The following is a 25,014-nucleotide window of genomic DNA, read 5'->3' as shown; positions in this document are numbered from 1 at the left end:
CCAAACGGGTCTTTTCAATACAGCCGCCAACCTCCTGCAAACACGGGGGGGTCAGAACAAGAAATAGCGCTGTGCCATCGGTAGCACATCGGCGGGTTCGCACCACAGCAGCACGCCGTCGGCCTTGACTTGATAGGTCTGCGGGTCGACTTCGATAGTGGGCAAATAGCCGTTGTGGATCAGATCGGTTTTTTGCACATCGCGACAACCTTTGACCACTGCAATCTGTTTTTGCAAACCCAGGGCCGCAGGTACGCCTGCGTCAAAGGCGGCCTGGCTGATAAACGTCAGACAAGTGGCATGGCGCGAGCCGCCGTAGCTGGCGAACATTGGCCGGTAGTGAACCGGTTGCGGCGTCGGGATGGAGGCGTTGGCATCGCCCATCAAGCTGGCGGCAATCGCCCCGCCCTTGAGAATCAGCGTCGGCTTGACCCCGAAAAACGCTGGACGCCACAGCACCAGGTCAGCCCACTTGCCCACCTCGATAGAGCCCACCTCATGGCTTACGCCGTGGGTGATCGCCGGGTTGATGGTGTACTTGGCGATGTAGCGCTTGGCGCGAAAGTTATCGTTGCCCGGGGTATCTTCGGCCAGCGGGCCGCGTTGTTTTTTCATCTTGTCGGCGGTCTGCCAGGTGCGCGTGATGACTTCGCCCACCCGGCCCATGGCCTGGCTGTCGGAGCTGATCATGGAGAACGCACCGAGATCATGCAGGATATCTTCGGCGGCGATGGTCTCGCGGCGAATGCGGCTTTCGGCGAAGGCCACGTCTTCAGCGATGCTCGGATCGAGGTGATGGCAAACCATCAGCATGTCGAGGTGTTCGTCTATGGTGTTGCGGGTAAAGGGTCGGGTCGGGTTGGTGGAGCTGGGCAGCACGTTGGCCAGGCCGCAGGCCTTGATGATGTCCGGGGCATGCCCGCCGCCGGCGCCTTCGGTGTGATAGGTGTGGATGGTGCGACCTTTGAAGGCAGCCAGAGTGGTTTCGACAAAGCCCGATTCGTTCAAAGTGTCGCTGTGAATCGCCACTTGCACGTCATACAGATCGGCCACATTCAAGCAGTTGTCGATGGAGGCTGGTGTGGTGCCCCAGTCTTCGTGCAACTTGAGACCGATGGCCCCGGCTTCGACCTGCTCGATCAACGGCTGCGGCAGGCTGGCGTTGCCCTTGCCGGTAAAGCCCATGTTCATCGGGAATGCGTCAGCGGCTTGCAGCATGCGCGCCATATGCCACGGGCCCGAGGTGCAGGTGGTGGCATTGGTGCCGGTGGCAGGTCCGGTGCCGCCGCCGATCATGGTGGTTACGCCGCTGTTGAGCGCCTCTTCGATCTGCTGCGGGCAGATGAAGTGGATATGGGTGTCGATGCCGCCCGCGGTAAGGATCATGCCTTCACCGGCGATCACTTCAGTGCTGGCGCCAATCGCGATGGTCACATTGGGCTGGATATCCGGGTTGCCGGCTTTGCCGATGGCGTGAATCCGGCCGTTTTTCAGGCCCACATCGGCTTTGACGATGCCCCAGTGGTCGATGATCAGCGCGTTGGTGATCAGCGTGTCGACCACCTCGCTGGCCAGCAACTGGCTTTGGCCCATGCCGTCACGAATCACCTTGCCGCCGCCAAACTTCACTTCTTCGCCATAGGTGGTGAAGTCCTGTTCAACCTCGACCCACAGCTCGGTATCGGCCAAACGAACCTTGTCGCCCACGGTGGGGCCGAACATGTCGGCGTAGGCCTGACGGGATATTTTCATTGTGCGTTCCTGAAAATTAAGACGAATCGTTAACGCCGAAAACCTGTTGTGGGAGCGGGCTTGCTCGCGATTCAGGCAACGCGGTCTTTCAGCACAACCGTGTAGATGCCATCGCGAGCAAGCCCGCTCCCACAGGGGGAAGATGTGTTGTGGTCAATCCAGATCCCCCATGATCCGCCCGGCAAAGCCGAACACCCGGCGCAGTCCAGCCAGCTCTATCAGTTCCACTTCACGGGTCTGCCCCGGTTCGAAACGCACCGCCGTACCCGCCGGGATGTTCAGGCGCATGCCGCGGCTGTCGCCACGGTCAAAGAGCAGGGCGTCGTTGGTTTCGAAAAAGTGATAGTGCGAGCCCACCTGGATCGGGCGGTCGCCACGATTGGACACGCTCAGGCTCAAGGTGCGGCGGCCGACGTTCAGCTCGATCTCACCCGATTCAATGCGATATTCGCCTGGAATCATTGCGGCTCACTCAGGGTTTTAAAGTAAATGGCGGTCGGGCTGTAATGGCCGTTGGGGCTTTGGCAGTAGTTGGGCAGTTCGCCGACGCGGGTATAACCCAGCGCACTGTAGAAGTTCTCGGCGGGTGAGCCTGCTTCGGTGTCCAGATGCAGCAACCCGCGTTTCTGTTCGCGTGCGCCTTGCTCCAGAGCGTGGATCAGTACCTGGCCTAACCCGCGGCGGCGGACTTCATTGAGTACCAGCAGTTTTTGCACTTCAGCGCGGTTCAGGCCATTGGCCTTTTGGCACAGGATCAGTTGCACGCTGGCCAGCACGCGCTGATCTTCGACCAGAACCCACAGCAGCAGGTTGCCTTGCTCCAGTTGCGCGTGAACCTCGTTGAAGTAGCGGCTAGCCTGGGGTTGATCAAGGTCGTTCATAAAACCCACCGATGCACCGTGCTGCACGGCGTCGAGCAGCAGCGCAATCAGGTCTTCGCGGTATTGGGCAAAGCTCTGCGCCGTGACGCGCACCACCTGTTCGCTGTTCATTGCACGGGCTCCTTGGGTGGCAGTGCGCCGGGGTTGAGCATCAGTTGCATAAAAGTCAGGTCGAGCCAGCGCCCGAACTTGATTCCCACTTGTGGCATACGCCCGCTGGTAACAAAACCAAGCTGCTTGTGCACATGGATCGAAGCCGCGTTGGCGCTTTCGATAGCCGCAACCATCACGTGTTTGTCGCAGGCCCTGGCGCGGTTGATCAGTTCAGTCAGCAACTGCGGGCCAAGGCGTTTGCCGCGTTGCTCGGGGTGGACGTACACCGAGTGCTCGACGGTGTGGCGGAAGCCTTCAAACGGGCGCCAGTCGCCAAAGGAGGCATAACCCAGGGCGATATTGGCGGCGTCGACGATCACCAGAATCGGATAGCCCTGGGCCTGACGGGCGTTAAACCATTGCTGGCGGTTGTCCAGGTCGACGGTTTGTTCGTTCCAGATGGCGAGGGTGTTGAGCACCGCATCGTTGTAGATATCGCGAATCGCAGGCAGGTCAGCCGCGACGGCATCACGAATAACGTAAGACATGGTGCAGCCTCAGGCGATGGGTTGATGGACAGTGACCAGTTTGGTGCCATCCGGGAACGTAGCCTCGACCTGGATATCGGGGATCATTTCCGGGATACCTTCCATCACCTGCTCGCGAGTCAGCAGGGTGGTGCCGTAATGCATCAGTTCGGCGACGGTGCGGCCATCGCGGGCGCCTTCGAGCAGGGCTGCCGAGATATAGGCGATGGCTTCCGGGTAGTTGAGAATCACGCCGCGGGCCAACCGCCGCTCAGCCAGCAGGCCGGCAGTGAAGATCAGCATCTTGTCTTTTTCGCGTGGAGTCAGGTCCATGATGGAGTCCGTATCAAATAAGTTAAAAGTGCCCTGTGGGAGCGGGCTTGCTCGCGATGGCATCACCGCGGATTCACTGGCCGACCGCGGTGTCTGCATCGCGAGCAAGCCCGCTCCCACAGTTGAATTGCATTGTTCTCAAGTACTCCAGATCCTCGGTGCCAGCGCCTCGCGCCCCAGCAACGCCGGGCGCAGCAAACGCCATAAGTCGATCAACCAGGCCCGTGCCTGCAAGGCTTCACCCGCCAAACAGCGCGCTACCAGCAAACCCGGTAATTGGGTCAAGTCACCGCGCACCGGATTGGGCAGCGAGCGACAGGTTTCCAGCAGCTCGGCACTGATTTCACCTGTCACCAGCAAGGTGGCGAACACCGGGTTGCCGTCCAGGCCTATCGGTGAATCCAGCAACCCGTCGCCACCCACAATGCGCTGGCGCTCATGCCAGAGCAACTGGCCATCGCGGCGAATATCCAGCCGCGATTGAAAGTGCCCGCGCTCAAAACGCTCGCCGCTGGCCAGTCGTCCCAGCGCTACCATGTCCCAGTAAAACAGCCGCGCATCGCCTTCAAGGTCGATGCGGGTGGTGAGCTCGGCCTGGGCGGCGCTGAACACGATGGTTTCTTGCGGTAGCCATTCGAGGGTCGCACCTGCGGCCACTTTCAAGCTTACGTTCTGATAGGCAGGGCCCGCTGCGCGATACCACTTGGCCGCGCCGGGGCTGGTCAGTTGTGCCCAGGCACCGGGGCCGACACTGGCGCTGATATTCAGCTGGTCGCCACCGGCAATCCCGCCCGGTGGGTGGACGATGATGTGCTGGCAAACTTCAGGGCCTTCGGGGTACAGGTGCTTCTGCACCCGCAGCGGGCCAAGGTGGCGGCGCAGGACAGGGCGCGTGCTGTCGCCAAAACGGCCATAGCCCAGCTCCAGCTCGGCATGCCAGCTGGGGGTGAACAATGCAGTGTTGGCGGGTAAGTTCATATGTAGGACTTTTCGCATAGAGAACGTCGAAGATTAAATCGTAACCAGCCCGCGCACACCCTCTGTCTGCATATTTTCACCGCGGCCTTGCTGCACGATTTCGCCCCGCGACATCACCAGGTACTGGTCGGCCAATTCTTCGGCAAAATCATAAAATTGCTCCACCAGCAAAATCGCCATGTCCCCGCGTGCGGCGAGCATTTTGATTACGGCGCCGATTTCCTTGATCACCGAGGGCTGGATGCCTTCGGTGGGCTCGTCGAGGATCAGCAAGCGCGGGCGGCTGGCCAGGGCACGGCCGATGGCCAACTGTTGTTGCTGGCCGCCGGACAGGTCACCGCCACGTCGATGCTTCATTTGCAGCAATACCGGGAACAGTTCGTAGATAAACGCAGGCACCTCTTTGGCCTCGCTGCCTGGGAAGCGCGACAGGCCCATCAGCAGGTTTTCTTCTACCGTCAGGCGTCCGAAGATCTCCCGGCCTTGAGGTACGTAAGCGATCCCGGCGTGTACCCGCTGGTGAGGCTTGAGTGTGGTGATGGTTTGGCCTTCCCACTGCACATCGCCTTCCTTGACCGGCAGCAAACCCATCAGGCACTTGAGCAAGGTCGTTTTGCCCACGCCATTACGGCCCAGCAGGCAGGTGACCTCGCCGACTTTTACCTCGAAGGACAGCCCGCGCAGAATGTGGCTGCCGCCGTAGAACTGATGCAGTTTTTCGACTTGAAGCATGTTTGGATTCCTTTTTAACTGCACCGAACCTGTAGCCGCTGCCGCAGGCTGCGATTGAACGCGAGCGGTCGCGTTCTTGAAGTGTTTGAAGCCCCTGCGGGCCTTATCGCAGCCTGCGGCAGCGGCTACAGGTATTCGTCAGCGGCCCAGATAAACCTCAATCACCCGTTCATCCGCCTGCACCTGCTCCAGCGAGCCTTCGGCCAATACACTGCCTTGGTGCAACACGGTGACGTGGTCGGCAATCGAGCCGACAAAGCCCATGTCGTGCTCCACCACCATCAGCGAATGCTTGCCTGCCAGGCTTTTGAACAGTTCTGCGGTGAACTCGGTTTCAGCGTCGGTCATGCCCGCCACCGGCTCATCCAGCAGCAACAGTTGGGGGTCCTGCATCAGCAGCATGCCGATCTCCAGAAACTGTTTCTGGCCGTGGGACAACAGCCCGGCCGGTCGATGGGCCGAGGTAGTCAGGCGGATGGTGTGCAGCACTTCGCCAATACGGTCTTTCTGCTCGCCACTCAGCTTGGCGCGCAGGCTGGCCCATACCGACTTGTCGGTTTTTTGCGCCAGCTCCAGATTTTCAAACACGCTCAGGGCTTCAAACACCGTGGGCTTCTGGAATTTGCGGCCGATTCCCGATTGCGCAATCTGCACCTCGCTCATCTGGCGCAGGTCGAGGGTTTCGCCAAACCAGGCTTGCCCTGCGCTGGGGCGGGTCTTGCCGGTGATCACGTCCATCATCGTGGTCTTGCCCGCGCCATTGGGGCCGATGATGCAGCGCAGTTCGCCCACGCCGATATACAGGTTGAGGTTATTCAGCGCTTTGAAACCATCGAAGCTGACGCTGATATCTTCCAGGGTAAGGATGGTGCCGTGACGGGTATTGAGCCCCGAACCGGCGGCCTTGCCCAGACCGATAGCATCGCGGCTGCTGCCTGCGTCCTTGTTTGGTTCGAGGATAGGTTCGAGCATGAAATGCCTCATTGGTCGGCCCTTTTCTTCAGCAGGCCGATCACGCCTTTGGGCAGGTACAGGGTCACGACGATAAACAGCGCCCCCAGAAAGAACAGCCAATACTCAGGGAAGGCCACGGTGAACCAGCTCTTCATGCCATTGACCACCCCTGCGCCCAGCAGCGGGCCGATCAGGGTGCCGCGACCGCCCAAGGCGACCCATACCGCAGCCTCGATGGAGTTGGTCGGCGACATTTCACCGGGGTTGATGATGCCCACTTGAGGCACATACAAGGCCCCGGCCAGGCCGCACAGCACTGCGCTCAGCACCCAGACAAACAGCTTGAAGCCGCGCGGGTCGTAGCCGCAGAACATCAGGCGGTTTTCCGCATCGCGCAGGGCGGTCAGTACGCGGCCGAACTTGCTGCGCGCCAGGCGCCAGCCGAGAAACAGGCTGACGACCAGTAACAGCACGGTGGCGAAAAACAACGCAGCGCGGGTGCCGGGCTCGGTGATGCCAAAGCCCAGAATGCTGCGAAAGTTGGTAAAGCCGTTGTTGCCGCCAAAACCGGTTTCGTTGCGGAAAAACAGCAACATCCCGGCGAAGGTCAGGGCCTGGGTCATGATCGAGAAGTACACGCCCTTGATCCGCGAGCGAAAGGCGAAAAAGCCGAACACCAGCGCCAGCAAACCGGGGGCCAGCACCACCAGGCACATGGCCCACCAGAAATGCTCGGTGCCGACCCAGTACCAGGGCAATTCGGTCCAGGACAAAAAGGTCATGAATGCCGGTAGCTCATCGCCCGAGGCCTGACGCATCAAGTACATGCCCATTGCGTAGCCGCCCAGGGCGAAGAACAAGCCGTGGCCCAGGGACAGCAGCCCGGCGTAGCCCCACACCAGATCCAGCGCCAGCGCGACGATGGCGTAACAGAGAATCTTGCCCACCAGCGTCAGGGTATAGGCCGAGACCTGGAATGGGCTGTCGGCGGGCAGCAGCGAGAGCAGCGGCAATGCCAGCAGCACCAGCAGAATCAAGGCGCCCGCCAGGGTTGTGAGCCTGGGGCCGGCTTTTTGTGCAGCAGTGACCATCAGAGGCTGATTCATCAGTCGATCACCCGTCCTTTTAGCGCGAAGAGCCCTTGCGGACGCTTCTGGATAAACAGAATGATCAGCCCCAGGATCAGGATTTTGCCCAGTACGGCGCCGATCTGCGGTTCAAGAATCTTGTTCGCGATACCCAGGCCGAAGGCCGCGTAAACCGTGCCCGCCAGTTGCCCGACGCCGCCCAGTACCACCACCAGAAACGAGTCGATGATGTAGCCCTGGCCCAAGTCCGGGCCGACGTTGCCGACCTGGCTCAAGGCCACGCCGCCCAGCCCGGCGATCCCCGAGCCCAGGCCGAAGGCGAGCATGTCCACGCGCCCGGTGGGTACGCCGCAGCAGGCGGCCATGTTGCGGTTCTGGGTCACGGCGCGCACGTTGAGGCCCAAGCGGGTTTTGTTCAGCAGCAGCCAGGTCAGGAACACCACGGCCAAGGCGAAAACGATGATCACCAGCCGGTTGTACGGCAGCACCAGGTTAGGCAGCACTTGCAGCCCGCCCGACAGCCAGGCCGGGTTGGCCACTTCGACGTTTTGCGCACCGAACATCACCCGCACCAGTTGGATCAGGATCAGGCTGATACCCCAGGTCGCGAGCAGGGTCTCCAGCGGTCGGCCGTAGAGGTGACGAATGATGGTGCGCTCCAGCACCATGCCCACAACCGCGGTGACGAAGAACGCCACCGGCAATGCGAGCAACGGGTAGTACTCGATGGCACCGGGGGCAAAACGCTGGAACAGCAACTGCACGCAGTAAGTGGAATAGGCGCCCAGCATCAGCATTTCGCCGTGGGCCATGTTGATCACGCCCAGCAGGCCGAAGGTGATAGCCAGGCCGAGGGCCGCCAGCAGCAGGATCGAACCCAGGGACAAGCCGCTGAAAGCCTGCCCCAACAGGTCGCCGATCAGCAGTTTGCGTTTGACTTGCGCCAGGCTGGTTTCGGCTGCGGTGTGCACCGTGGCATCAGTTTCGACACCCGGTTGCAGCAGGGCTTCAAGGCGGGTACGAGCCAGTGGCTCGCCGGTTTCACCAAGCAGGCGCACGGCGGCCAGACGCACGGCCGGGTCGGCATCGACCAGTTGCAGATTGGCCAGCGCCAGGCTCAGTGCCGCATGTACATCACTGTCGCTTTCGCCAGCCAGTTGCTGGTCGAGGAATTTGAGTTGCGCAGGCTTTGCGGACTTTTGCAGCTGTTGTGCCGCGCTCAAGCGCAGCGTCGGATCGGCTGCCAGCAACTGATGACTGGCCAGCGCCGTATCGATCAGGCCGCGCAGGCGGTTGTTCAGGCGCAGGGTTTTGGTTTGGCCATCGACGGTGAGCTGGCCCTGTTGCAGGCTGATGATCAGTTCGATGCGGGCAGGAACGGGTTGTGCCGCCCAGCTTTCCAGCAGTTGGGCTTGCTGGCTGTTGTTGGCGACGGCGAAGTCGCTGGCGTCATCGGCGTTGGCGGCCAATGGCAGCAACAGCAGCAACGCCAGAATGAGGCGGTAGAGGGCAGTAGGCATAACAAATGTCCTGATCATGCACGGACGTTGTGGGAGCTGGCTTGCCTGCGATGGCATCGCTGCGGTGTATCAGATACACCTAGTTGTTTGCATCGCAGGCAAGCCAGCTCCCACATTGATCGCACCAGACAAAAAAGTGTGGCGGGGCTTAGTTACTCTTCACCGCGTAATCCGGCTTTTTGTCATTGCCAGGAATGTATGGGCTCCACGGCTGGGCGCGGACCGGGCCTTCGGTTTGCCAGACCACGCTGAACTGACCGTCAGGCTGTATCTCGCCGATCATCACCGGCTTGTGCAGGTGGTGGTTGGTCTTGTCCATAGTCAGGGTGTAGCCCGATGGCGCGGCAAAGGTCTGGCCGGCCAGCGCTTCGCGAACCTTGTCGACATCGGTGGACTTGGCTTTTTCTGCCGCTTGGGCCCACATGTGAATGCCCACGTATGTAGCTTCCATCGGGTCGTTGGTTACCGCTTTGTCAGCGCCCGGCAGGTTGTGCTTCTTGGCGTAGGCTTTCCAGTCGGCGACGAATTTTTCATTGACCGGGTTCTCAACCGACTGGAAGTAGTTCCACGCCGCCAGGTTGCCCACCAACGGTTTGGTGTCGATACCGCGCAGTTCTTCTTCGCCCACCGAGAACGCGATGACCGGAACGTCGGTGGCCTTCAGGCCCTGGTTGGCCAGCTCTTTATAGAACGGCACGTTGGAGTCGCCGTTGACCGTGGAGATCACCGCGGTTTTGCCGCCCGCCGAGAATTTTTTGATGTTGGACACGATGGTCTGGTAATCGCTGTGGCCGAACGGGGTATAGACCTCGTCGATATCCTTGTCGGCTACGCCTTTGGAGTGCAGGAAGGCACGGAGGATTTTATTGGTGGTGCGCGGGTAAACGTAGTCGGTACCCAGTAATACAAAGCGCTTGGCGCTGCCGCCATCTTCGCTCATCAGGTATTCAACCGCCGGGATCGCTTGCTGGTTGGGCGCAGCCCCGGTGTAGAACACGTTGGGTGACATCTCTTCACCTTCGTATTGCACCGGGTAGAACAGCAGGCCGTTGAGCTCTTCGAATACCGGCAATACCGATTTGCGCGACACCGACGTCCAGCAGCCAAACACCACGGCCACCTTATCCTGGGTCAGTAACTGGCGACCCTTTTCCGCGAACAGCGGCCAGTTGGATGCCGGATCGACCACGACCGCTTCGAGCATCTTGCCGTTGACCCCGCCCTTGGCGTTGATCTCGTCGATGGTCATCAGCGCCATGTCTTTAAGTGAAGTTTCAGAGATCGCCATGGTCCCGGACAGCGAATGCAGAATGCCGACCTTGATGGTCTCGGCAGCCTGAAGGGTCCAGGACATACCCATGGCGGCAATCGAGGCCGAAAGGGTGAAAGCTTTGATCAAGCTGCGACGCTTCATGGTGCGATCTCCAGGTATCTGATTTTTTAGTGTCGATCCGAATACCTGAAGGTATTTGCAAGGGGTGTGCCGTGATGGGAAAAAGGTTCTGCAACAGGGCTTTGCGCGAAAAAAAGGCGTGCTCGCGCACCAAGTGGGGGCTTTAAAGGCAGGTGGGTGCACGGCGTGCGCTGCCTTGGTGCTGCGTGCACCAGGGCAGGGAAATATTTAGTTAATACCGATCCATCGAGGTACCGGCGAAGGATGAAGCTTCCCTCTATCCAGAGAAAAGCCAAATGGAACTTTCAGATCAGTTGTCCCGTGACAAGACCGTACAACTGCCGAGTCTGAGCCCGCCCTTTTTAATCAAGGAAGCACAGCCATGAACACTCCTCGCAACCGCGAAAAACGGCTTGCCCGACCCGCTATAACGGCCCGGCTCCCGGCGTTGAGTCCGGCCTTTGTCAGCGCCGATGATGCCGCCCGGTTCGCTCATCGGTTGATTGGTGATTTTCGCTCGGCCGAATATGGCGGCGTCATCTTGAAAGACGCGCAGGGCTTCTACTATGCGACCCGCCCGGTAAAAGGCAAAACCGGTGCTTTCGATCCGACACTGGTGATCTCAACCAACCCGCAAGGCCACTTTATCCAGCCCTCTGGTTACACCTGTTATGCCTTGTATCACTCGCACCCGGATAACTATGACGCGTTGAAGCGTGGCTTCGGGCGCTGGACCGAGTCGCAGGTACATATCGCAGTGAATTTCTTTTCCAACATTGATGTATTGCTCAACAGTCAGAATGCCTATTTTGCGCGGGTGCACTATTTGTCGGGGGTCAATGGCTCACTGATCAAATATGTCGCCAGCGGATCAGCTCGGGAACGAGCATTGGCAGTGCGTATCGGCGAGGATTCGAGCAAGGGGATTTTAACCTTCAACAGCGCCGTGGGGTTTGTTGAGGCCGCCGCGGCAGCCGGTGACCTGAGCGTGATCCAGTCCAGCGAAGTCTGGGACGGAAAACTCGGGGTGCTGGGCGCCGATTACCGGCCATTCACGCCCAAGGCCCTGCAGGATATTGCGCCGGTCATCATTGCCCAGCCTGCCTTTGGCCCGACATTCCGCAGCGCGGAGCTGGCGCTCAAGGATGTCAGGGCGCGCATTCATCAAACCAGCGAGAGCCTTTATGGGGTGATTCTCAAGCGCAAGGGGGTGGGGTTTTTCATCGCTTCTGAGCCGGTTACCGGCGAAACGGATTTTGCATTGCAGCGCATCTTCGGTCGTGACACGGCAGGCAGGCTGCGATTTCCTGAGCAGTTTGACTTGATTGGGGTTTATTGCAGCGATGGCTTTTATCGCGACCCCAGCCTTATGCCCGCCGAAGAAGTGTCGATTTTCAAAAATTTCGTATACCCGCAAACCCTGGCCAAAGGTATTGAGGCGGTCCGGTCGCTGGCGGGAGTAGGGGCCAAACGGTCGCTGGCGCTGTATATCTCGACCCGCGACGGCGCGCTGTTGAAATACGTATCGACCTTTGCCTCGAGCGAACAGAAATTTCTGGCCCGGTTGCCCGAAGGCGAGGGCCAAGGCCTGGCCATTTTGCGTGACATGCTGGGGGGCGTTTATAAAACGACAACCTGTATTCGTGAGCTGGCCGGTGCGGGTGAGTTGAGCGTGCTGCACAGTAGTGACCTGTGGCGCTCTGAAGGCCGGGTTGATGCTGGCTGGGAACCCTATGAAGGGTTTTACCGTCGAGACATGGGGCCGTCCTTTGTCACCCCGGACGATGCTGCCCGCTACGCCCACAAACAAATAGCCAGTCGCACAGCCAGTGTCTATGGCGGCTTGATCTACCAGCGGCTGGATAACCGTTTTGTCGCGACTGAACCCTTGAAGGGCAAAAACGAGACTTTTGACGCCTCGATGGTGTACCCGACCGAGTTGGCCAGGTTCGTGCCTGCGGGCTGTTCTGTGGTGGCGGTCTATCACAGCCACCGTGTGCATCCGTTGCAATTATGGCGCTCAAAAGATGAAGAAAAACTGTTTCGCAACATGCTTGAGCCCCATGAGGTTTACGACGCAATCCGCAATCGTGACTGGGCCGCAATCCGATATTTTTCAGCGCAGGACGGTGCTTTGCTCAAGTACACCCCCAGCGGCTCACCCCAGGAAGCCGTGCTTGGGGCGCAGCTCGCACCTCCTGCTGACCATCCCGAACGCGTGCGGCACAACACGATGGCAATGGCCATGCGCGGCAACTCGAAAAAGCCCAGCGAGTACATCGCGCTTGTGGCCAAAACCGGGGATTTGCAACTTGTGGTTGGCAGTGCCCTGTGGGGTAGCCCCGGTAAAATTACAGATGGATGGCGGCCTGGAATCGACAGTGGGCAGGCAGTGCAACCGCCGGCACTGAGCCCGGTTTTTGCGCAATCGGAAGACGCCGTGCGCCATGTCCATGAACAGATGGGCGCCCGCCAGTCCGGTCAGTACGGGCTGGTCCTGCGCAGCACTCACAGCGAGGAGTATGTGACGACGCTGGCGCTGGAGGGCGGCGACTTCAGTATGGATCGGCTGTATCAGCGGGATGATCTGACCGGCAGCTACAAACTGCCTGCGGGTTTTAAACCGTTGGCGGTGTATGTGGCAGCGCCCGGGCAGATCGACCTGCCGGGCCATCTCCCCGACAAGCGGGTTTACGAAGGGTTTATTTCACCTTTGGATCTGGTCAAGGGCTTGCAGCTGGCGATCAATCTCCAGAGCCAGACCGATTTTTTGGGGGGCAATTCGGTCCTGTATATCTCGACCGCAGACGGGGCCTTGCTGCGGTTTGCCAGCGCTCTGGATGCGACCCAATTGTCTGCGGGAATATTCAAAAACGCCGGGCAAGTGCTGCTGGACCAATTGACCGCGCGTAGGCTGACGCCCGTTGAATATGTGCGCCAGGTAGCAATGGCGGGGCGTCTTGAGGTGCTGGTAACCAATGGGGTCTGGGCCCATGCCGGCCCGGTATCGGGCGGCTGGCAACCCTTTGGTGCGCAAGTCGGGGGCAGGCCCGAGCGTTCGATCAGACAGTTTCCCGCGAGCCCGGTGTTCAGCTATCCAAACGATGCGGCCCGTTATGTACATGGCAAGATCAAACAACCCCATACCCTCAATATCCTTGGGGGGATTTTGCACCACCCGGCTTACAACACTTACGTAGCGCTCGACCCGGTGGTAAATGGCGAGCCGGTAAATATCGCAGAAACCCTGCTTGAAACTCATCGCGTCACTCCCGGTGCGTCTTCGCCCAGGGTAGTGCTGCCCGAAGGATTCAAGCTGGCCAGCCTGTATTTCTCGCGCGATATGCGTAACCGCAATGCTGCGGGAGAAGTTGAAACCCTGCTGTTGCGTAACATCCCATGGCCGGAAGATATCTGTTACGCCACCCATACCCTGGACCTCAGGGGGCTGGGAGTCGCTTACCTGTATGTGTCGACCGACGATGGTGGGCTTTTGAGGTATTGGCGGGGGAGCCAGGAGGCCAGGTTCCAGCTGTGCAACACAGTGATTGGCGATGGCTGGTCAGCCTTGGGGTATTTCGAAGAGAACAGTCAGGCGACGCCAGTGAACATGCTGCCCAGCGATATGCTGACCCATGTACTCAATTCTGGCGGGATGCATGTTTTGGTGACCAGCAGCAGTTGGCCACTTGCCGGGATTATTGCTTCAGGGCACACAGTTCGGGCTCAGCCCGAGGCATTCGATTACGAGGGCACGACGCCGGGCCTGCCAGTGGCAGACTTGAAAGTCGGCCCCCTGCGTGACGAGCTTTAACGCTTGCGCATCAAGCCAATAAAAAACAGGCCGCCAATCGCCGCCGTGGCCACGCCAATGGGCAGGTCCTCGGGGGCGATCAGGGTGCGCGCCGCCACATCGACCCACACCAGAAACACGCTACCCAGCAGTGCCGATACAGGCAGCAAACGCCGATGCTCGGCGCCCACCAAGCGCCGGGCGATGTGCGGGATCATCAGGCCGACAAAGCCGATCGAGCCGCTGATGGCCACCAGTACGCCGGTCATCAGCGAGGCGATCAGAAACACCCGCAGGCGCACGTTGCGCGCATTCAAACCGAGGGTGACGGCGGTCTGTTCGCCCGCCATCAGCGCGTTCAGCGGGCGGGCCATGCCGAGCAATAACACCAGCCCCAGCAGCACGCTGGCGCTGGGGATGGCCAACAGTTCCCAGCGTGCCAACCCCAGGCCGCCGAGCATCCAGAACAGCACGGCGGAGCTGGCGCGATGGTCGCCCAGAAACAGCAGGGTATTGGCCACGGCCATCATTACAAACGACACGGCCACACCGCACAGCAGCAGGCGGTCGCTGTCGAGCCGGCCGTGACGGCTGGCGATGGCCAGCACCAGCAGCATGCTCAACAGGGCGCCGATAAAGGCAGCGATGGGCAAGGTCAGCAGGCCGACGATTTCACCCACATGCAGCACCACAATCACCGCACCCAGGGTGGCGCCGCTGGTGACGCCGAGCAGGTGCGGGTCGGCCAATGGATTGCGTGTCACGGCTTGAAGCACCGCACCGATCAACGCCAGCCCGGCGCCGACCAAGGCCCCGAGCAACATGCGCGGCACCCTGATCAGCCACACGATATGTTCCTGGCCTGCGCTCCAGTTCACCTCGCCAATGCCGAACAATTTGCTCAGCAAAATGTGCCACACCACCTCCACCGGCACCCGCGCCGGGCCAAAGCCCAGTGACACCACGCACGACACCAGCAGCAATGCGCCGAGGCCGATCAGCAACAGGGCGTAGCGGCGAGCCATCATTGTGGGTGGAAACCTTTGGCCAGGGTTTCTATCGCCAGCACGTTGTCGATGCCCGGTGTGGCTTGCACGTAGGGAATGACGATAAAGCGCTTGTTGCGGATCGCGTCCACCGATTGCAGGGCCGGATTGGTTTCAAGGAAACGCTGTTTTTGTTCGGCGCTGACTTCGCTGTAATCGACGATCACGATGACTTCGGGGTTGCGCTCGACCACGGTTTCCCAGTTGATGCGGGTCCAGCTGGCGTCGATGTCGCTGAGGATATCGTTGCCGCCGGCGGCTTCGATCAGCGCATGAGGGATGCCCAGTTTGCCCGAGGTCATGGCGCGGTCTTCGCCGCTGTCATATAGAAACACCCGCGGCTTCGTGGCGGGCAGGGACTTTTGCACCTCGGCGATTTTTACCTGCATTTTCGCGATCAACGTATTGGCGCGCTCTTGTACGTCGAAGATTTTGCCCAGGTTGCGCAGGTCGTTGTAGGTGTCTTCCATGCTGGCGGGTGGGCGTTTCATCACAAAGGCGCAGGACTCGGTCAGCTCATAAACATTGATGCCCAGCGGGGTCAGGGTTTGCGGCGTCAAGTCGCCGCCCACGCGCATGCCGTAGTCCCAGCCAGCGAAGAAGAAATCGACGTTGGCATTGAGCAGGGTTTCAACCGAGGGATATTTGCTCGCCAGTTCCGGCAAGCCGTCGAGGATCACTTTCATCTCGGGAGTTACCGCCTTCCAGCCACTGATGCCACTGTAGCCAGCCATGCGCGGCTTGAGGCCCAGGGCGAGCATCATCTGCGTCATGTTGATGTCATGGCTGACCGCGTGTTTCGGCGCTTGGTTGAAGGTTACGTCACGGTTGCAGCTTTTGATCGTCAGCGGGTATTTCGTGGCGTCGGCCTGGGCCAGTTGGGCGCCCAGCAAAATGCAAAGGCCGAGTGCAAGGGAGGTCAGCTTCATGGTCGGGTTATCCAGGTGATGCGCGGGTAGCCGGACAGCGGGTGATCGTCGATCAAAGCCGCAACGCCAAACACATCGCGCAGCAGTTCGACGGTCAGCACCTCGCGTGGAGTGCCGCTGGCGATGATTTTGCCGTGGTCGATCACATACAGGCGGTCGCAAAATGCGGCAGCCAGATTGAGGTCGTGGATGCTGGCCAAGGTGCCGATGTTCAGGCGTTTGACCAACTGCAGCAACTCCAGCTGATAGCGCGGGTCGAGGTGATTGGTCGGCTCGTCGAGGATCAGCAGTTCGGGCTGCTGGGCCAGGGCGCGGGCGAGGATCACCCGTTGCTTTTCACCGCCCGAGAGGGTGGCGAAGGCGTGGTCCTCAAAGCCGCTGAGGCCGACTGACTGCAGCGCGTTCCGGGCCAGTTGGCGATCGGCTTCGGTATCACCGTCGAACAGGCCTTTGTGCGGGGTGCGGCCCATGGCGACCACTTCGTCGACGGTCAGGCCAAAGGCGTCAGGGAATTCTTGCAACACCACGGCAATGCGTTGCGCGCACCAGCGCGGTGATTGCTGCCAGAGGCTGTGCGGGCCGAGGTGGACCGCGCCTGCCTCGGGTTTGCTGAAGCGATAGGCACAGCGCAACAGGCTGGTTTTACCGCTGCCGTTGGGCCCGATCAACCCCACAAACTCACCTGCCGCGACGTGCAGGTTGGCATCACGCAGCTGGAACTGGTGATGACAATGGCCATGGCCCAGAGGGGTCCAGGCGAGTTGGGTGAGGGTGAGGCGGGTCATAAATATCCGGTTGTGTTCTCGAAGAATCAAAAGCCCCTCAAACCGTCCCCTCTCCCGGAGGGAGAGGGGACGGTTTGAGGGCAGCGCTTAAAATGCGTAATCAGCCGTCACAAAGAACGAGCGCGGTTCGCCCATGATCCACTGTTGGCCGCCATTGTATTGGCTAACAGCGTACTGGCGGTCGAACAAATTGTTCAGGCGCAGTCCCAGGGTGGTTTTGGGCAGGGCTTTCCAGCTCACGGTAGCGTCGACCACGGTGTAGCTCGGCACTTCGACGTTGTTGGCCGTGTCGGCATAACGCGAGTCGACATAACGCACACCGGCTCCGGCATTCACGTCATCGGTAATGGCCTTGCTCAACCACAGGTTGGCGGTACGTCGCGGTACATCCGTAGGGCGATTGCCTTTGCGTGACACGCCTTCGTCATTAAACGTGTCGTACTGGGCGCGTACCACAGAGGCATTGGCTTGCAGCTGCCAGCGGTGCGGCAGTTGCAGATCAAGGCTGGCTTCCAGGCCATTGGAGGATTGCTCGCCGACTTGCAGGGTACGGGTGGAATCATTCGGGTCGGTGGTCAGCAAATCCTTTTTGATGATGTGGTACGCGGCGAGGGTCCATTCGCCTCGCTGGTCCCAGAACATCTGCTTGAAGCCGATTTCGGTCTGGCGGGCATGGGCCAGGCTGAAGTCTTGCTGCTTCTGATCCAGACTGATCAGCCCACCCACGCCATCTACGCTGGTGGCCTGCTGGACATAGGCCGACATGTCTGGTGTCAACTCGTATACTAGGCCGACTTTCCAGCTATTGGCCGACAGGCCTCGGTCGCTGCGTTCGGTGGCTTTATCCAGAAAGAAATCATTGCGATCCAGATGCACGATATCGCGGCGCACGCCGGTGACCAGCGACAGTTGATCGGTCAGCTCGGTGCGATTTTCAGCGAACAGTGAAACCTGCTGCGTAGTGGTGGTGAATTGGTCGCGGTATGGCGACTGACTTTCAAACTCGCCCCGGTCCGGGTGGTACAGGTCGATTGGCTGGCCGTTTGTGTTCACATCTGTATACGGCGAGTTGCTGTGCAGGTTGAAGTGGATACGGTTGTAGTCCGCGCCGACCAAGGTTCTGCTTTTAAGGCCGAACAGGTCGTGGTTGAGGGTGAAGGTCTGGCGATCACCGACCTGTTCCTGTTCGTGCTTGATGCTGTAGTAACCGCTGCGCAGCAAGGTTTGCTGGCTTTCATTCCATGCGTGGTTTTCGGCGTTCTGCCAGCGGCGCTGGGCCTTAAGGTAGTACAGCTCGTTGCTGGCAGTGAGGTTGTCGTTGATCTGCCATTCGCTGTTCAGGCGCGTCCACTGGTCGTTGTAGTGCAGCTTGGCGTCACGCACGTTGTAGTTTTTGTCACGCAGGCTTTGGTGATATCGGCCATTGATCAGCGGTACACCGAAGTTGTTTTGCGGTTCCTGGTCGCCATAGTCGTGGCTCAGGGTGAATGCCAGATCATCATTGGCCTGCCAGCGCAGGGCGGCGCTGATAAAGGTATTTTCAGAGTTGCCGTGATCGATCCAGCCATTGCTCTGGTTGTGATTGATATTCAAGCGGTAGCTCAGGGTGTCGGTCAGCGAACCGCCGCTGTCCAGCGCCTGTTGGCGGGTGTCGTAGGAGCCGTAGCCGACGCGCAGGTGGTTTTCGATTTCGCCGCTGAACGGTTTTTTCGGGAGCACGTTGATCACCGCACCCGTAGCGCCTTCGCCATACAGCACCGAAGCCGGGCCGCGCAGTACGTCGATGCGCTCAACCGACCAATCGTCCACCGGAAAGGTCACGGTGCCCGCGCCGCTGTACATGCGCACGCCGTCATACAGCTGCATCACCGAGCCTTCCCCGACAAAGCCGCGGGCCGAGTAGGCCGAGCCGCCGTTACCCGGCGTGCCGGTGTTGCTGATACCGGTGCTGCGGGTGACGGCGCTTTGCACACTGCGATCACCGCGGGCGCGGATTTGCGCACCCGTCAGGCTCTCAACGCTGGCCGGAGTTTCGAGGCTGTTGAGGTTCAGGCGCGAACCGGCGCTGGTGGCGGTCTTGAGGTCGATGCTTTCAAGATCGACTTCAGGGGCGGTAATGCTCGCGGCTGGCAACATCAGGGACGGGGCGCTGTCATCGGCCTGGGCGCTGTTTATCGCCAGCAGGCAGAGGCTGGACACTAGGTACTTGTTCATCGTGGCAGTGAGTCGCTTTTTTCGAGAGGTGTGCCCGCTGCCTCCTGGCGGCGGGTAATGGAGCTTAAATAGATTGTTATACAGTAACAACTATTTTGTGTCCGATACTGGCGCGCCAGTATAGGGAATGCTCTGGAATGCGCCTCTCGGATGACTCACGTTAGTTATGAGGAGTGCTCATGTTGGGGTTTTGAGCGAAAAACCATCAACAGGCGATCAAGCACCCAAACAGCGATCAACGATGCCCCCACCAGCGGAAACATCACGGCGAGGGCGAGCATGATCACAACCCCGGTCTTCCAGGTCGGCAATTCGTGACGTAACGGCGGCACGCCCAAACGACCCTGCGGGCGACGTTTCCACCAGATCACCAGGCCGCTGACCGAGCTGAGCAGGATCATCAGGCACACCAGCAGAATCGCGATCTGGTTCAGTGAGCCGAAGAGCTTGCCCTCATGCAGCATCACGCCCATTTCCGTGGCGCGGGCAACGTTGCTGTAATGCTGCCAGCGCACGTCAGCCAGGACCTCGCCGGTGTATTGATCGACATGCAGGGTGGCGTCGTTGCGCGGGTCGTCGGCGAATACCGCGATGGTAAACACGCCGGTTGCGGTGGTGGGCAGGGTGATGCTGTAACCGGGTTCGACCTTGCGCTGGCTGGCGATGTTGACCAGATCTTGCAGCGTGATCTTGGGAGCAGCAGGGCCGCTGGGCATGGCGCCGTGGCCCATGTGCTCGGCGTGGGCGCCGGAGACTGGCATCGGGGTGTTTTCCAGCGCCCAGGGCACGGTCTGGCGGGTGGCAGTATTGAGGCTGCGGGCTTCAACATCGGACTTGGGCACGTTGTTCCACATCGCTGCCGGGAACTGGTTCCAGACATCGGCGTATTGCTTGCCCCAGAAGCCGGTCCAGGTCATGCCGCTGACCAGCATAAATAGCAACAGGGCTGCGCCCCAGAAACCGGTTACGGCATGGAAGTCACGCCACAGCACCCGCCCGCGTCGGCCCAGGCGCGGCCACAGTATTCCGGCGGCCGATTGCCCGCGTGGCCACCACAGGTACAGACCGGAAACCACCAGCACCACGCCCCAGCCAGCAGCCAGTTCCACCAGCCGGTCGCCGAGGGTGCCGATCATCAACTCGCCATGCAGTGCCCGAGCCACGGCTTGCAGATTGAGCTTGGCATCCTGCTCGCCCAGCACTTCACCGCTGTAGGGGTTGATAAACACGTTAAGCTCGCGCCCGCCGTTGTGGATCACAAATTGAGCGCTGCGCTCCGGGTTGATTGGCGGCAGGTACTGGCTGATATGGCCCTGTGGATAAGCGGTTTGCACGCGCAGTAATTGCTGGTCGGCGCTGAGGCTGTGATGGCTGGGGCTGACGTTGAGCAGGTGGTCGTAGAGCAGGGGGTCGAGCTGGGGTTTGAACAGGTAAATAATCCCGGTCAGTGCCAGCAGGATCATGAATGGAGCAACAAACAGCCCGGCATAGAAATGCCAGCGCCAGGCCAGGTTGTAGAAAGACGGTGTTGATTGGCTCATGTGAGCGGCTCCGCAAGGCTAAATACTTTTTGTTGAATCTGGATCCTGTGGGAGCCAGCCTGCTCGCGATTCAGACGACGCGGTGTAACTGACACTCCGCAGCGATCCCATCGCGAGCAGGCTCGCTCCCACAAGGCGGGTTAGAAGCTCACATCAACCTTGGTCCACAACGTGCGGCCCGGTTCATTGATCGGGGTCGGGTCGTTGGCCGGGAAGCCGTAACCGGCGTTGCCCGCCATGTTCAGGTGCTCGCTGTAGTTTTTATCCAGCAGGTTGTCGACCCCGGCGCTGACCTTGAGGTTCTTGTTTATGCGGTACGCGCCATTGAACGAGAACACGCCAAACCCGGCGCTCTTGTCGAAGTCCTTGCCCACCACGTTGCCCGCGTTACGGTCGATGCGGCCCTGGGGTGCCACTACTCGCCACAAGGCGCCCGCGCTCCAGTCGTCTTCGCTGTAGGTCAGGCCCAGGCGGGTGTCCAGCGGCGGCATTTGTGGCAGAGCCTTGCCGTCGGTGGTGTTTTTGCCCCAGGCATAGGCCAGAGTCGCGTCGGCTTTCCAGTTGGAGGTCAGTTGATAGGCCGCGCCCAGTTCACCGCCCATGATCCGCGCGTTGATGTTCTGTGCCTGGGACGCGCCCCTGGCGTAGTCGAACAGAATGTAGTCGCGGACTTCACCGGCATACACCGAGGCCCAGGCTTCCACGGTTGCGGTTTTGTATTGCAGGCCCATATCGAGTTGGGTGGTCTTTTCCGGTTTGATAGCATCGAACGCGTTCACCGAACCGGCAGGGCCTGAGCTTGGCGAAAACAGTTCCCAATAGTCCGGGAAACGCTGCACGTGGCCCAGACCTGCATACAAGGTGGTCGGGCTGTCGGCCAGGTCATGCTCAAAACGGACAAAGCCGCTGGGCAGGGTGTCGGCGCGGGTCTGGTTGAGGGTCGGGTTGGGTTTGCTCATCATCCCCGAACCGAGGCGGGCGCGGTAATCCTTGGCTGATGCACGGTCCAGGCGCGCGCCGGTAATTACCCGATCACGTTCGGCGGCGTACCAGGTCAGCTCGCCAAAGGCACCGTAGTTGTGGAAGTCGGCGTCCTTGCTCCAGTTCTGCTCCTTGTAGGTATCGATGCCCATACCCATGCGTTTGCGGTGTTCGTTGGTCTGTGCTTCGATGCCGCTGATCAACTGGTAATCGGCCCAGCGCCAGGTGGCTTTGATGCGGGCGCCGAGGGTGCGGCGGTCGACGTTGGACGCCATCGGCCCGGCCATCATGCCGGTGCCCGACGGGGTGCGCAGGGTGTAGTTGTCCATCACGTGGTCGGCGTAGTTGTAGTAGACCTGTGCTTCGATCTTGTCGAGAACGTCGCCGATATTGGATTTTTCAAAGCGCAGGCCAAGGCTTTCGCGCAGGTATTGGCTGCCGTCCATGCCGCGCCCGGCCGAACGTGCTTCGCCATCGCCCTTGCCGGCGGTGAGTTCCAGCAGGGTATCGGCATCCGGGGTCCAGCCGAGGGCGATATCGCCGTTCCATTTGTCGTAGCGCGACGGCACGGTGTCGCCATTGCCGTCCTTGTAGTCGTCGGAGTGGGCCGTGTTGCCGATCACCCGTACATAGCCCAGCGGGCCACCGGCGGCGGCATCGATGGTTTTGTCGAAGCGGCCGTTGGAGCCTGCCAGCAGGCTGGCGTTGACCCGTGTGCCCAGTTCACCGAAGTGCTCGGGCTCACGCTCGAACAGGATGGTGCCCGCCGAAGCGCCAGGGCCCCAGAGCACGCTTTGCGGGCCTTTGATCACGGTGAGCTTGTCGTAGGTTTCCGGTGAGATATAGGACGTTGGTGCGTCCATGCGCCCAGGACAGGCGCCGAGCATTTCGCCGCCGTTGGTGAGGATCTTCAGGCGCGAGCCGAACATGCCGCGCAATACCGGGTCGCCATTGGTGCCGCCGTTGCGGATCATGGCGAAGCCTGGGATGGTCTTGAGGTAGTCGCCGCCGTCACTGGCGGGCACCGGCTGGCGCGGGTCCTTGGGGTTGGTGACCACGGTCAGGGGCGAGCTGGGGGCAATGGCGGTAATCACCAGCGGGCTCAGTTCATTAGTGTGCCCTGCATGTTCGTCGGCCAGTGCGGTGGACGCCAGCAATGCGCAGCACAGGGTGCTGAGGGCAAAGGGCAAAACCGCCTGGGCGTGAGGCAAACGGGAGGCAGCAGTAAAACGGGACATAAGCATTCCAATATTCAAGCGAATACAACCCGGCACCTGCGGCTGTCTAAAGCAGCGTATGCAGGTCGGCCAGATAATGAGTTGTGTCGAGGCTTAAAAGAATGCGGGTGGGGCTCGCGAGCGCGATCCGGGGAAGACCGGTTGCCGGGCATGGCCCAGCCGGGGGTTGGACGCCAGATAGCGCTTGGGCGCAGGCGCATCAAACAGGTTAAGGTCAACGCTGCCGGGCAGCGCCGGGCAACTGAACAGCAGGGTGCAGTAGCCGCACTTTTCCCAGATCGCGTGGTGGTCGGTGGCAGGCTGTTTATGTTCGGCGTGCGCAGACATGTCCATGCTCATATCCATCGACATGGGCATGGGCATGGACATGGAGCCGTGATGATCCATCGGCATCGCTTGGGAAATCAGCGGGCCGATAAAAATCATCAACATGGCAAACAGGCTCAGCCAACTGCCGCGAATTTGCGACATGGAGTGCCTGGCGCGAGGTTCGCGCACGGGGTTCAGAAACCTTGGCCGTTAGTGGGCGTGCATGTGTTCCATGCTGTCGGCCGGGGCTGTTTTCTGCACGTTGACTTCAACCGGCACCGCACCGGCTTTTTCAAAGTGCAGGGTCAGCGGGAAGTGCTTGCCGTCCTGCAGCAGGCTGCGATCCTTGAGGCCGAACATCATCACGTGGTACGCCATGGGCGCAAACGTCACGGTGCCGCCAGGCGGGACGTCGACGCTGGCCACCGGCAGCATTTTCATCAAGTCGCCCTCCATCACGTGCTGATGCAGCTCGGCCTTGTCGGCAATAGGGGTGTCGACACTGACCAGGCGATCGGCAGTGGTGCCGGTGTTGTGAATGACAAAATACGCGGCCACGGTCGGCGCGTTGGGCGGCAGCTCTTGTGACCACGGGTGGGCAATTTGTAGCGTGCCGCTTTTGTATTCGTGGGCGTTGGCAAAACAGGCAGGCAGCAATACAGCCGCCGCGATCAGGGCGTGCTTGAGCAGTGAGCGGTTCAACATGGCGATTCTCCGGAACGATTCAAAACGCAAAAGGAGTGCGAGGCGGAATCAGACCAGAGGTGAGGCGCGGGGGTTGAGGCTCGGCCATTGCTGGCGCGGGGTAGGGCGTTTGAGGTGATCGGGGATCAGGCTGTGGCCATGTTCGATGGCCGCAAAATACAAGGTGGGAATATGCGCGGGCAGAGCCACCAGCGGCGCAGAACCCGAGCAGCACCAGCAATGCTGCATGGTGGAGTGATCGTCTTGCTGGCTGTCACCCGCGTCAACCGTGCCCAGCGACACGGCAACCATCTTGGTGCCGGTTGAGGTGCAAAAGCTGCTCCACATAAACTGTTCGGTGGCAGCAGGTTTAGCGTTACCCATCGCTCCGGCCGTCGACATGGCAAGCATGTTGAACAGCACTGCAAAGCAGGCGATCCAGGCAAATGCAAACCGTTGTCGGGACATGAGCAATTCCATGAGTGAGGCGATCAAGGTGGCTATTAAGCCTGAATGATCGGCGTAAGTAAAAAGAGCGGGTGCGGCTGAGTGTCACCGCACTGGAGTACGCGTCAGTGCGCCGGCACCGCATGTACCTCTATTTGAACCCCGAGATTGCTACGGATAACGGCAAAGATGGCCGCCAGATTGTCCATGCTCGGGTTGCCACTGACCGAGAGCATTCTATGCAGGCTCTTGCTGGGCTTGGCTGTTTCTTTGGACAGGCCTTCAAACCCCACGGTGGCATTGACCAGATCGCGAAGAATGACCCGCGCCATTTCTGGCTCGCCATTCAGGAAAAGAGTAGCGGCTTCATCGAGCAGAGCTTGAGCAAATGCGGGGTCGCGTTGGGCTCGCTCAGCAATTGTTTGCTTGAAACTTCTTGTGAGAGCCATAGCAATTACCTCGTGTGTTGCGTGGTGTTTTTTCGGCTTTTGTACTCGGCAATGAGTTTTTTAGCCTGTTTGATATCGTGTTTCTGGCTGGACTTGTCGCCACCGCCAAACAGGATGATCAAGCGTTTTCCTTCCTGTAACAAATAGATTCTATAGCCGGGGCCCCAATCGATGCGGTACTCCCCCAAGCCTTCAAACCACTTTATGTTCGAAGTGTTGCCCATCTCCATGCGCAAAATTGCTGTGGATACCTTAGCTGCAGCATGGGCATCCAATGACGAAAACCAGCGCTCGAAAGGGCTGGTTTTATCTTGACCGCAATATTCTTCTACGGAGATCGTCATGCC

At 60.0% G+C, this 25,014-nt stretch carries 23 protein-coding genes; 1 reads left to right on the top strand and 22 read right to left on the bottom strand.

Annotated elements, in window-relative coordinates; all coding sequences use genetic code 11:
- Window positions 1–51 precede the first annotated feature (51 nt).
- The 11 genes from ureC to urtA form a co-directional block, all read right to left on the bottom strand.
- A complete protein-coding gene (gene ureC / locus U5A05_RS21905) occupies window positions 52–1,752 on the bottom strand; it encodes an urease subunit alpha (protein WP_261739935.1) in 1,701 nt (566 codons plus the stop codon).
- 153 nt (window positions 1,753–1,905) lie between these two features.
- On the bottom strand, window positions 1,906–2,214 hold the full coding sequence (locus tag U5A05_RS21900) for an urease subunit beta (protein ID WP_321834814.1): 309 nt from the start codon (window positions 2,212–2,214) through the stop codon (window positions 1,906–1,908).
- Window positions 2,211–2,744, bottom strand: coding sequence for a GNAT family N-acetyltransferase (locus U5A05_RS21895; RefSeq protein WP_261739933.1), 534 nt, complete (start codon window positions 2,742–2,744; stop codon window positions 2,211–2,213). The genes U5A05_RS21900 and U5A05_RS21895 overlap by 4 nt, the downstream gene beginning before the upstream one ends.
- Window positions 2,741–3,274 carry a GNAT family N-acetyltransferase gene (locus U5A05_RS21890; protein ID WP_261739932.1) on the bottom strand — a complete coding sequence of 178 codons (534 nt, stop codon included), beginning with the start codon at window positions 3,272–3,274 and terminating at the stop codon, window positions 2,741–2,743. Before U5A05_RS21890 ends, U5A05_RS21895 begins: the two co-directional genes overlap by 4 nt.
- A 9-nt stretch (window positions 3,275–3,283) precedes the next feature.
- A complete protein-coding gene (ureA, locus tag U5A05_RS21885) occupies window positions 3,284–3,586 on the bottom strand; it encodes an urease subunit gamma (RefSeq protein WP_261739931.1) in 303 nt (100 codons plus the stop codon).
- A gap of 138 nt (window positions 3,587–3,724) precedes the next feature.
- Entirely contained in the window at window positions 3,725–4,564 is an 840-nt protein-coding gene (locus tag U5A05_RS21880) for an urease accessory protein UreD (RefSeq protein ID WP_321834811.1), read from the bottom strand.
- 33 nt (window positions 4,565–4,597) lie between these two features.
- Window positions 4,598–5,296, bottom strand: a complete 699-nt coding sequence (urtE, locus tag U5A05_RS21875; protein ID WP_321834809.1) for an urea ABC transporter ATP-binding subunit UrtE — start codon at window positions 5,294–5,296, stop codon at window positions 4,598–4,600.
- Window positions 5,297–5,434: 138 nt separating this feature from the next.
- Window positions 5,435–6,280 (bottom strand): urea ABC transporter ATP-binding protein UrtD, encoded by an 846-nt coding sequence (gene urtD, locus U5A05_RS21870; RefSeq protein WP_261739928.1) that lies wholly within the window; start codon window positions 6,278–6,280, stop codon window positions 5,435–5,437.
- Window positions 6,277–7,356: an urea ABC transporter permease subunit UrtC gene (gene urtC, locus U5A05_RS21865; protein WP_261739927.1), complete on the bottom strand. Its 1,080-nt coding sequence runs from the start codon at window positions 7,354–7,356 to the stop codon at window positions 6,277–6,279. The genes urtD and urtC overlap by 4 nt, the downstream gene beginning before the upstream one ends.
- Complete coding sequence (gene urtB, locus U5A05_RS21860) at window positions 7,356–8,858, bottom strand: urea ABC transporter permease subunit UrtB (RefSeq protein WP_321834807.1); 1,503 nt, start codon at window positions 8,856–8,858, stop codon at window positions 7,356–7,358. Before urtB ends, urtC begins: the two co-directional genes overlap by 1 nt.
- A gap of 148 nt (window positions 8,859–9,006) precedes the next feature.
- Complete coding sequence (urtA, locus tag U5A05_RS21855) at window positions 9,007–10,272, bottom strand: urea ABC transporter substrate-binding protein (RefSeq protein WP_261739925.1); 1,266 nt, start codon at window positions 10,270–10,272, stop codon at window positions 9,007–9,009.
- A 361-nt stretch (window positions 10,273–10,633) separates the two neighbouring features.
- On the opposite strand from urtA, the gene U5A05_RS21850 reads away from it, so the two are divergent.
- Complete coding sequence (locus U5A05_RS21850; RefSeq protein ID WP_321834803.1) at window positions 10,634–14,065, top strand: DUF4329 domain-containing protein; 3,432 nt, start codon at window positions 10,634–10,636, stop codon at window positions 14,063–14,065.
- On the opposite strand, the gene U5A05_RS21845 is transcribed toward U5A05_RS21850, so the two are convergent.
- From U5A05_RS21845 to U5A05_RS21795, 11 genes are all read right to left on the bottom strand, one after another.
- Entirely contained in the window at window positions 14,062–15,072 is a 1,011-nt protein-coding gene (locus tag U5A05_RS21845) for a FecCD family ABC transporter permease (RefSeq protein ID WP_261739923.1), read from the bottom strand. The genes U5A05_RS21850 and U5A05_RS21845 overlap by 4 nt on opposite strands.
- A complete protein-coding gene (locus tag U5A05_RS21840; protein WP_261739922.1) occupies window positions 15,069–16,019 on the bottom strand; it encodes an ABC transporter substrate-binding protein in 951 nt (316 codons plus the stop codon). Before U5A05_RS21840 ends, U5A05_RS21845 begins: the two co-directional genes overlap by 4 nt.
- Window positions 16,016–16,804: an ABC transporter ATP-binding protein gene (locus tag U5A05_RS21835; protein WP_261739921.1), complete on the bottom strand. Its 789-nt coding sequence runs from the start codon at window positions 16,802–16,804 to the stop codon at window positions 16,016–16,018. Before U5A05_RS21835 ends, U5A05_RS21840 begins: the two co-directional genes overlap by 4 nt.
- A gap of 87 nt (window positions 16,805–16,891) precedes the next feature.
- Complete coding sequence (locus U5A05_RS21830) at window positions 16,892–19,018, bottom strand: TonB-dependent receptor (protein ID WP_321834798.1); 2,127 nt, start codon at window positions 19,016–19,018, stop codon at window positions 16,892–16,894.
- A 164-nt stretch (window positions 19,019–19,182) separates the two neighbouring features.
- Window positions 19,183–20,559, bottom strand: coding sequence for a PepSY-associated TM helix domain-containing protein (locus tag U5A05_RS21825; protein WP_321834796.1), 1,377 nt, complete (start codon window positions 20,557–20,559; stop codon window positions 19,183–19,185).
- 140 nt (window positions 20,560–20,699) lie between these two features.
- Window positions 20,700–22,778 (bottom strand): TonB-dependent copper receptor, encoded by a 2,079-nt coding sequence (locus U5A05_RS21820; protein WP_321834793.1) that lies wholly within the window; start codon window positions 22,776–22,778, stop codon window positions 20,700–20,702.
- Between the two features lie 93 nt (window positions 22,779–22,871).
- Entirely contained in the window at window positions 22,872–23,249 is a 378-nt protein-coding gene (locus U5A05_RS21815) for a DUF2946 domain-containing protein (RefSeq protein ID WP_321834791.1), read from the bottom strand.
- Window positions 23,250–23,297: 48 nt separating this feature from the next.
- The gene (locus tag U5A05_RS21810; RefSeq protein ID WP_321834789.1) at window positions 23,298–23,792 is read right to left on the bottom strand and encodes a copper chaperone PCu(A)C; all 495 of its coding nucleotides are present in this window, start codon (window positions 23,790–23,792) and stop codon (window positions 23,298–23,300) included.
- Between the two features lie 48 nt (window positions 23,793–23,840).
- Window positions 23,841–24,239: a DUF2946 domain-containing protein gene (locus U5A05_RS21805; RefSeq protein ID WP_321834787.1), complete on the bottom strand. Its 399-nt coding sequence runs from the start codon at window positions 24,237–24,239 to the stop codon at window positions 23,841–23,843.
- Window positions 24,240–24,343: 104 nt separating this feature from the next.
- A complete protein-coding gene (locus tag U5A05_RS21800) occupies window positions 24,344–24,667 on the bottom strand; it encodes a helix-turn-helix domain-containing transcriptional regulator (RefSeq protein WP_261739914.1) in 324 nt (107 codons plus the stop codon).
- Window positions 24,668–24,672: 5 nt separating this feature from the next.
- Complete coding sequence (locus U5A05_RS21795) at window positions 24,673–25,011, bottom strand: type II toxin-antitoxin system RelE/ParE family toxin (RefSeq protein WP_321834785.1); 339 nt, start codon at window positions 25,009–25,011, stop codon at window positions 24,673–24,675.
- Window positions 25,012–25,014 lie beyond the last annotated feature (3 nt).

The sequence above is a fragment of the Pseudomonas kulmbachensis genome (assembly GCF_963681935.1).
Classification (GTDB): domain Bacteria; phylum Pseudomonadota; class Gammaproteobacteria; order Pseudomonadales; family Pseudomonadaceae; genus Aquipseudomonas; species Aquipseudomonas kulmbachensis.
This window is presented reverse-complemented; position numbering and strand designations above follow the sequence as displayed.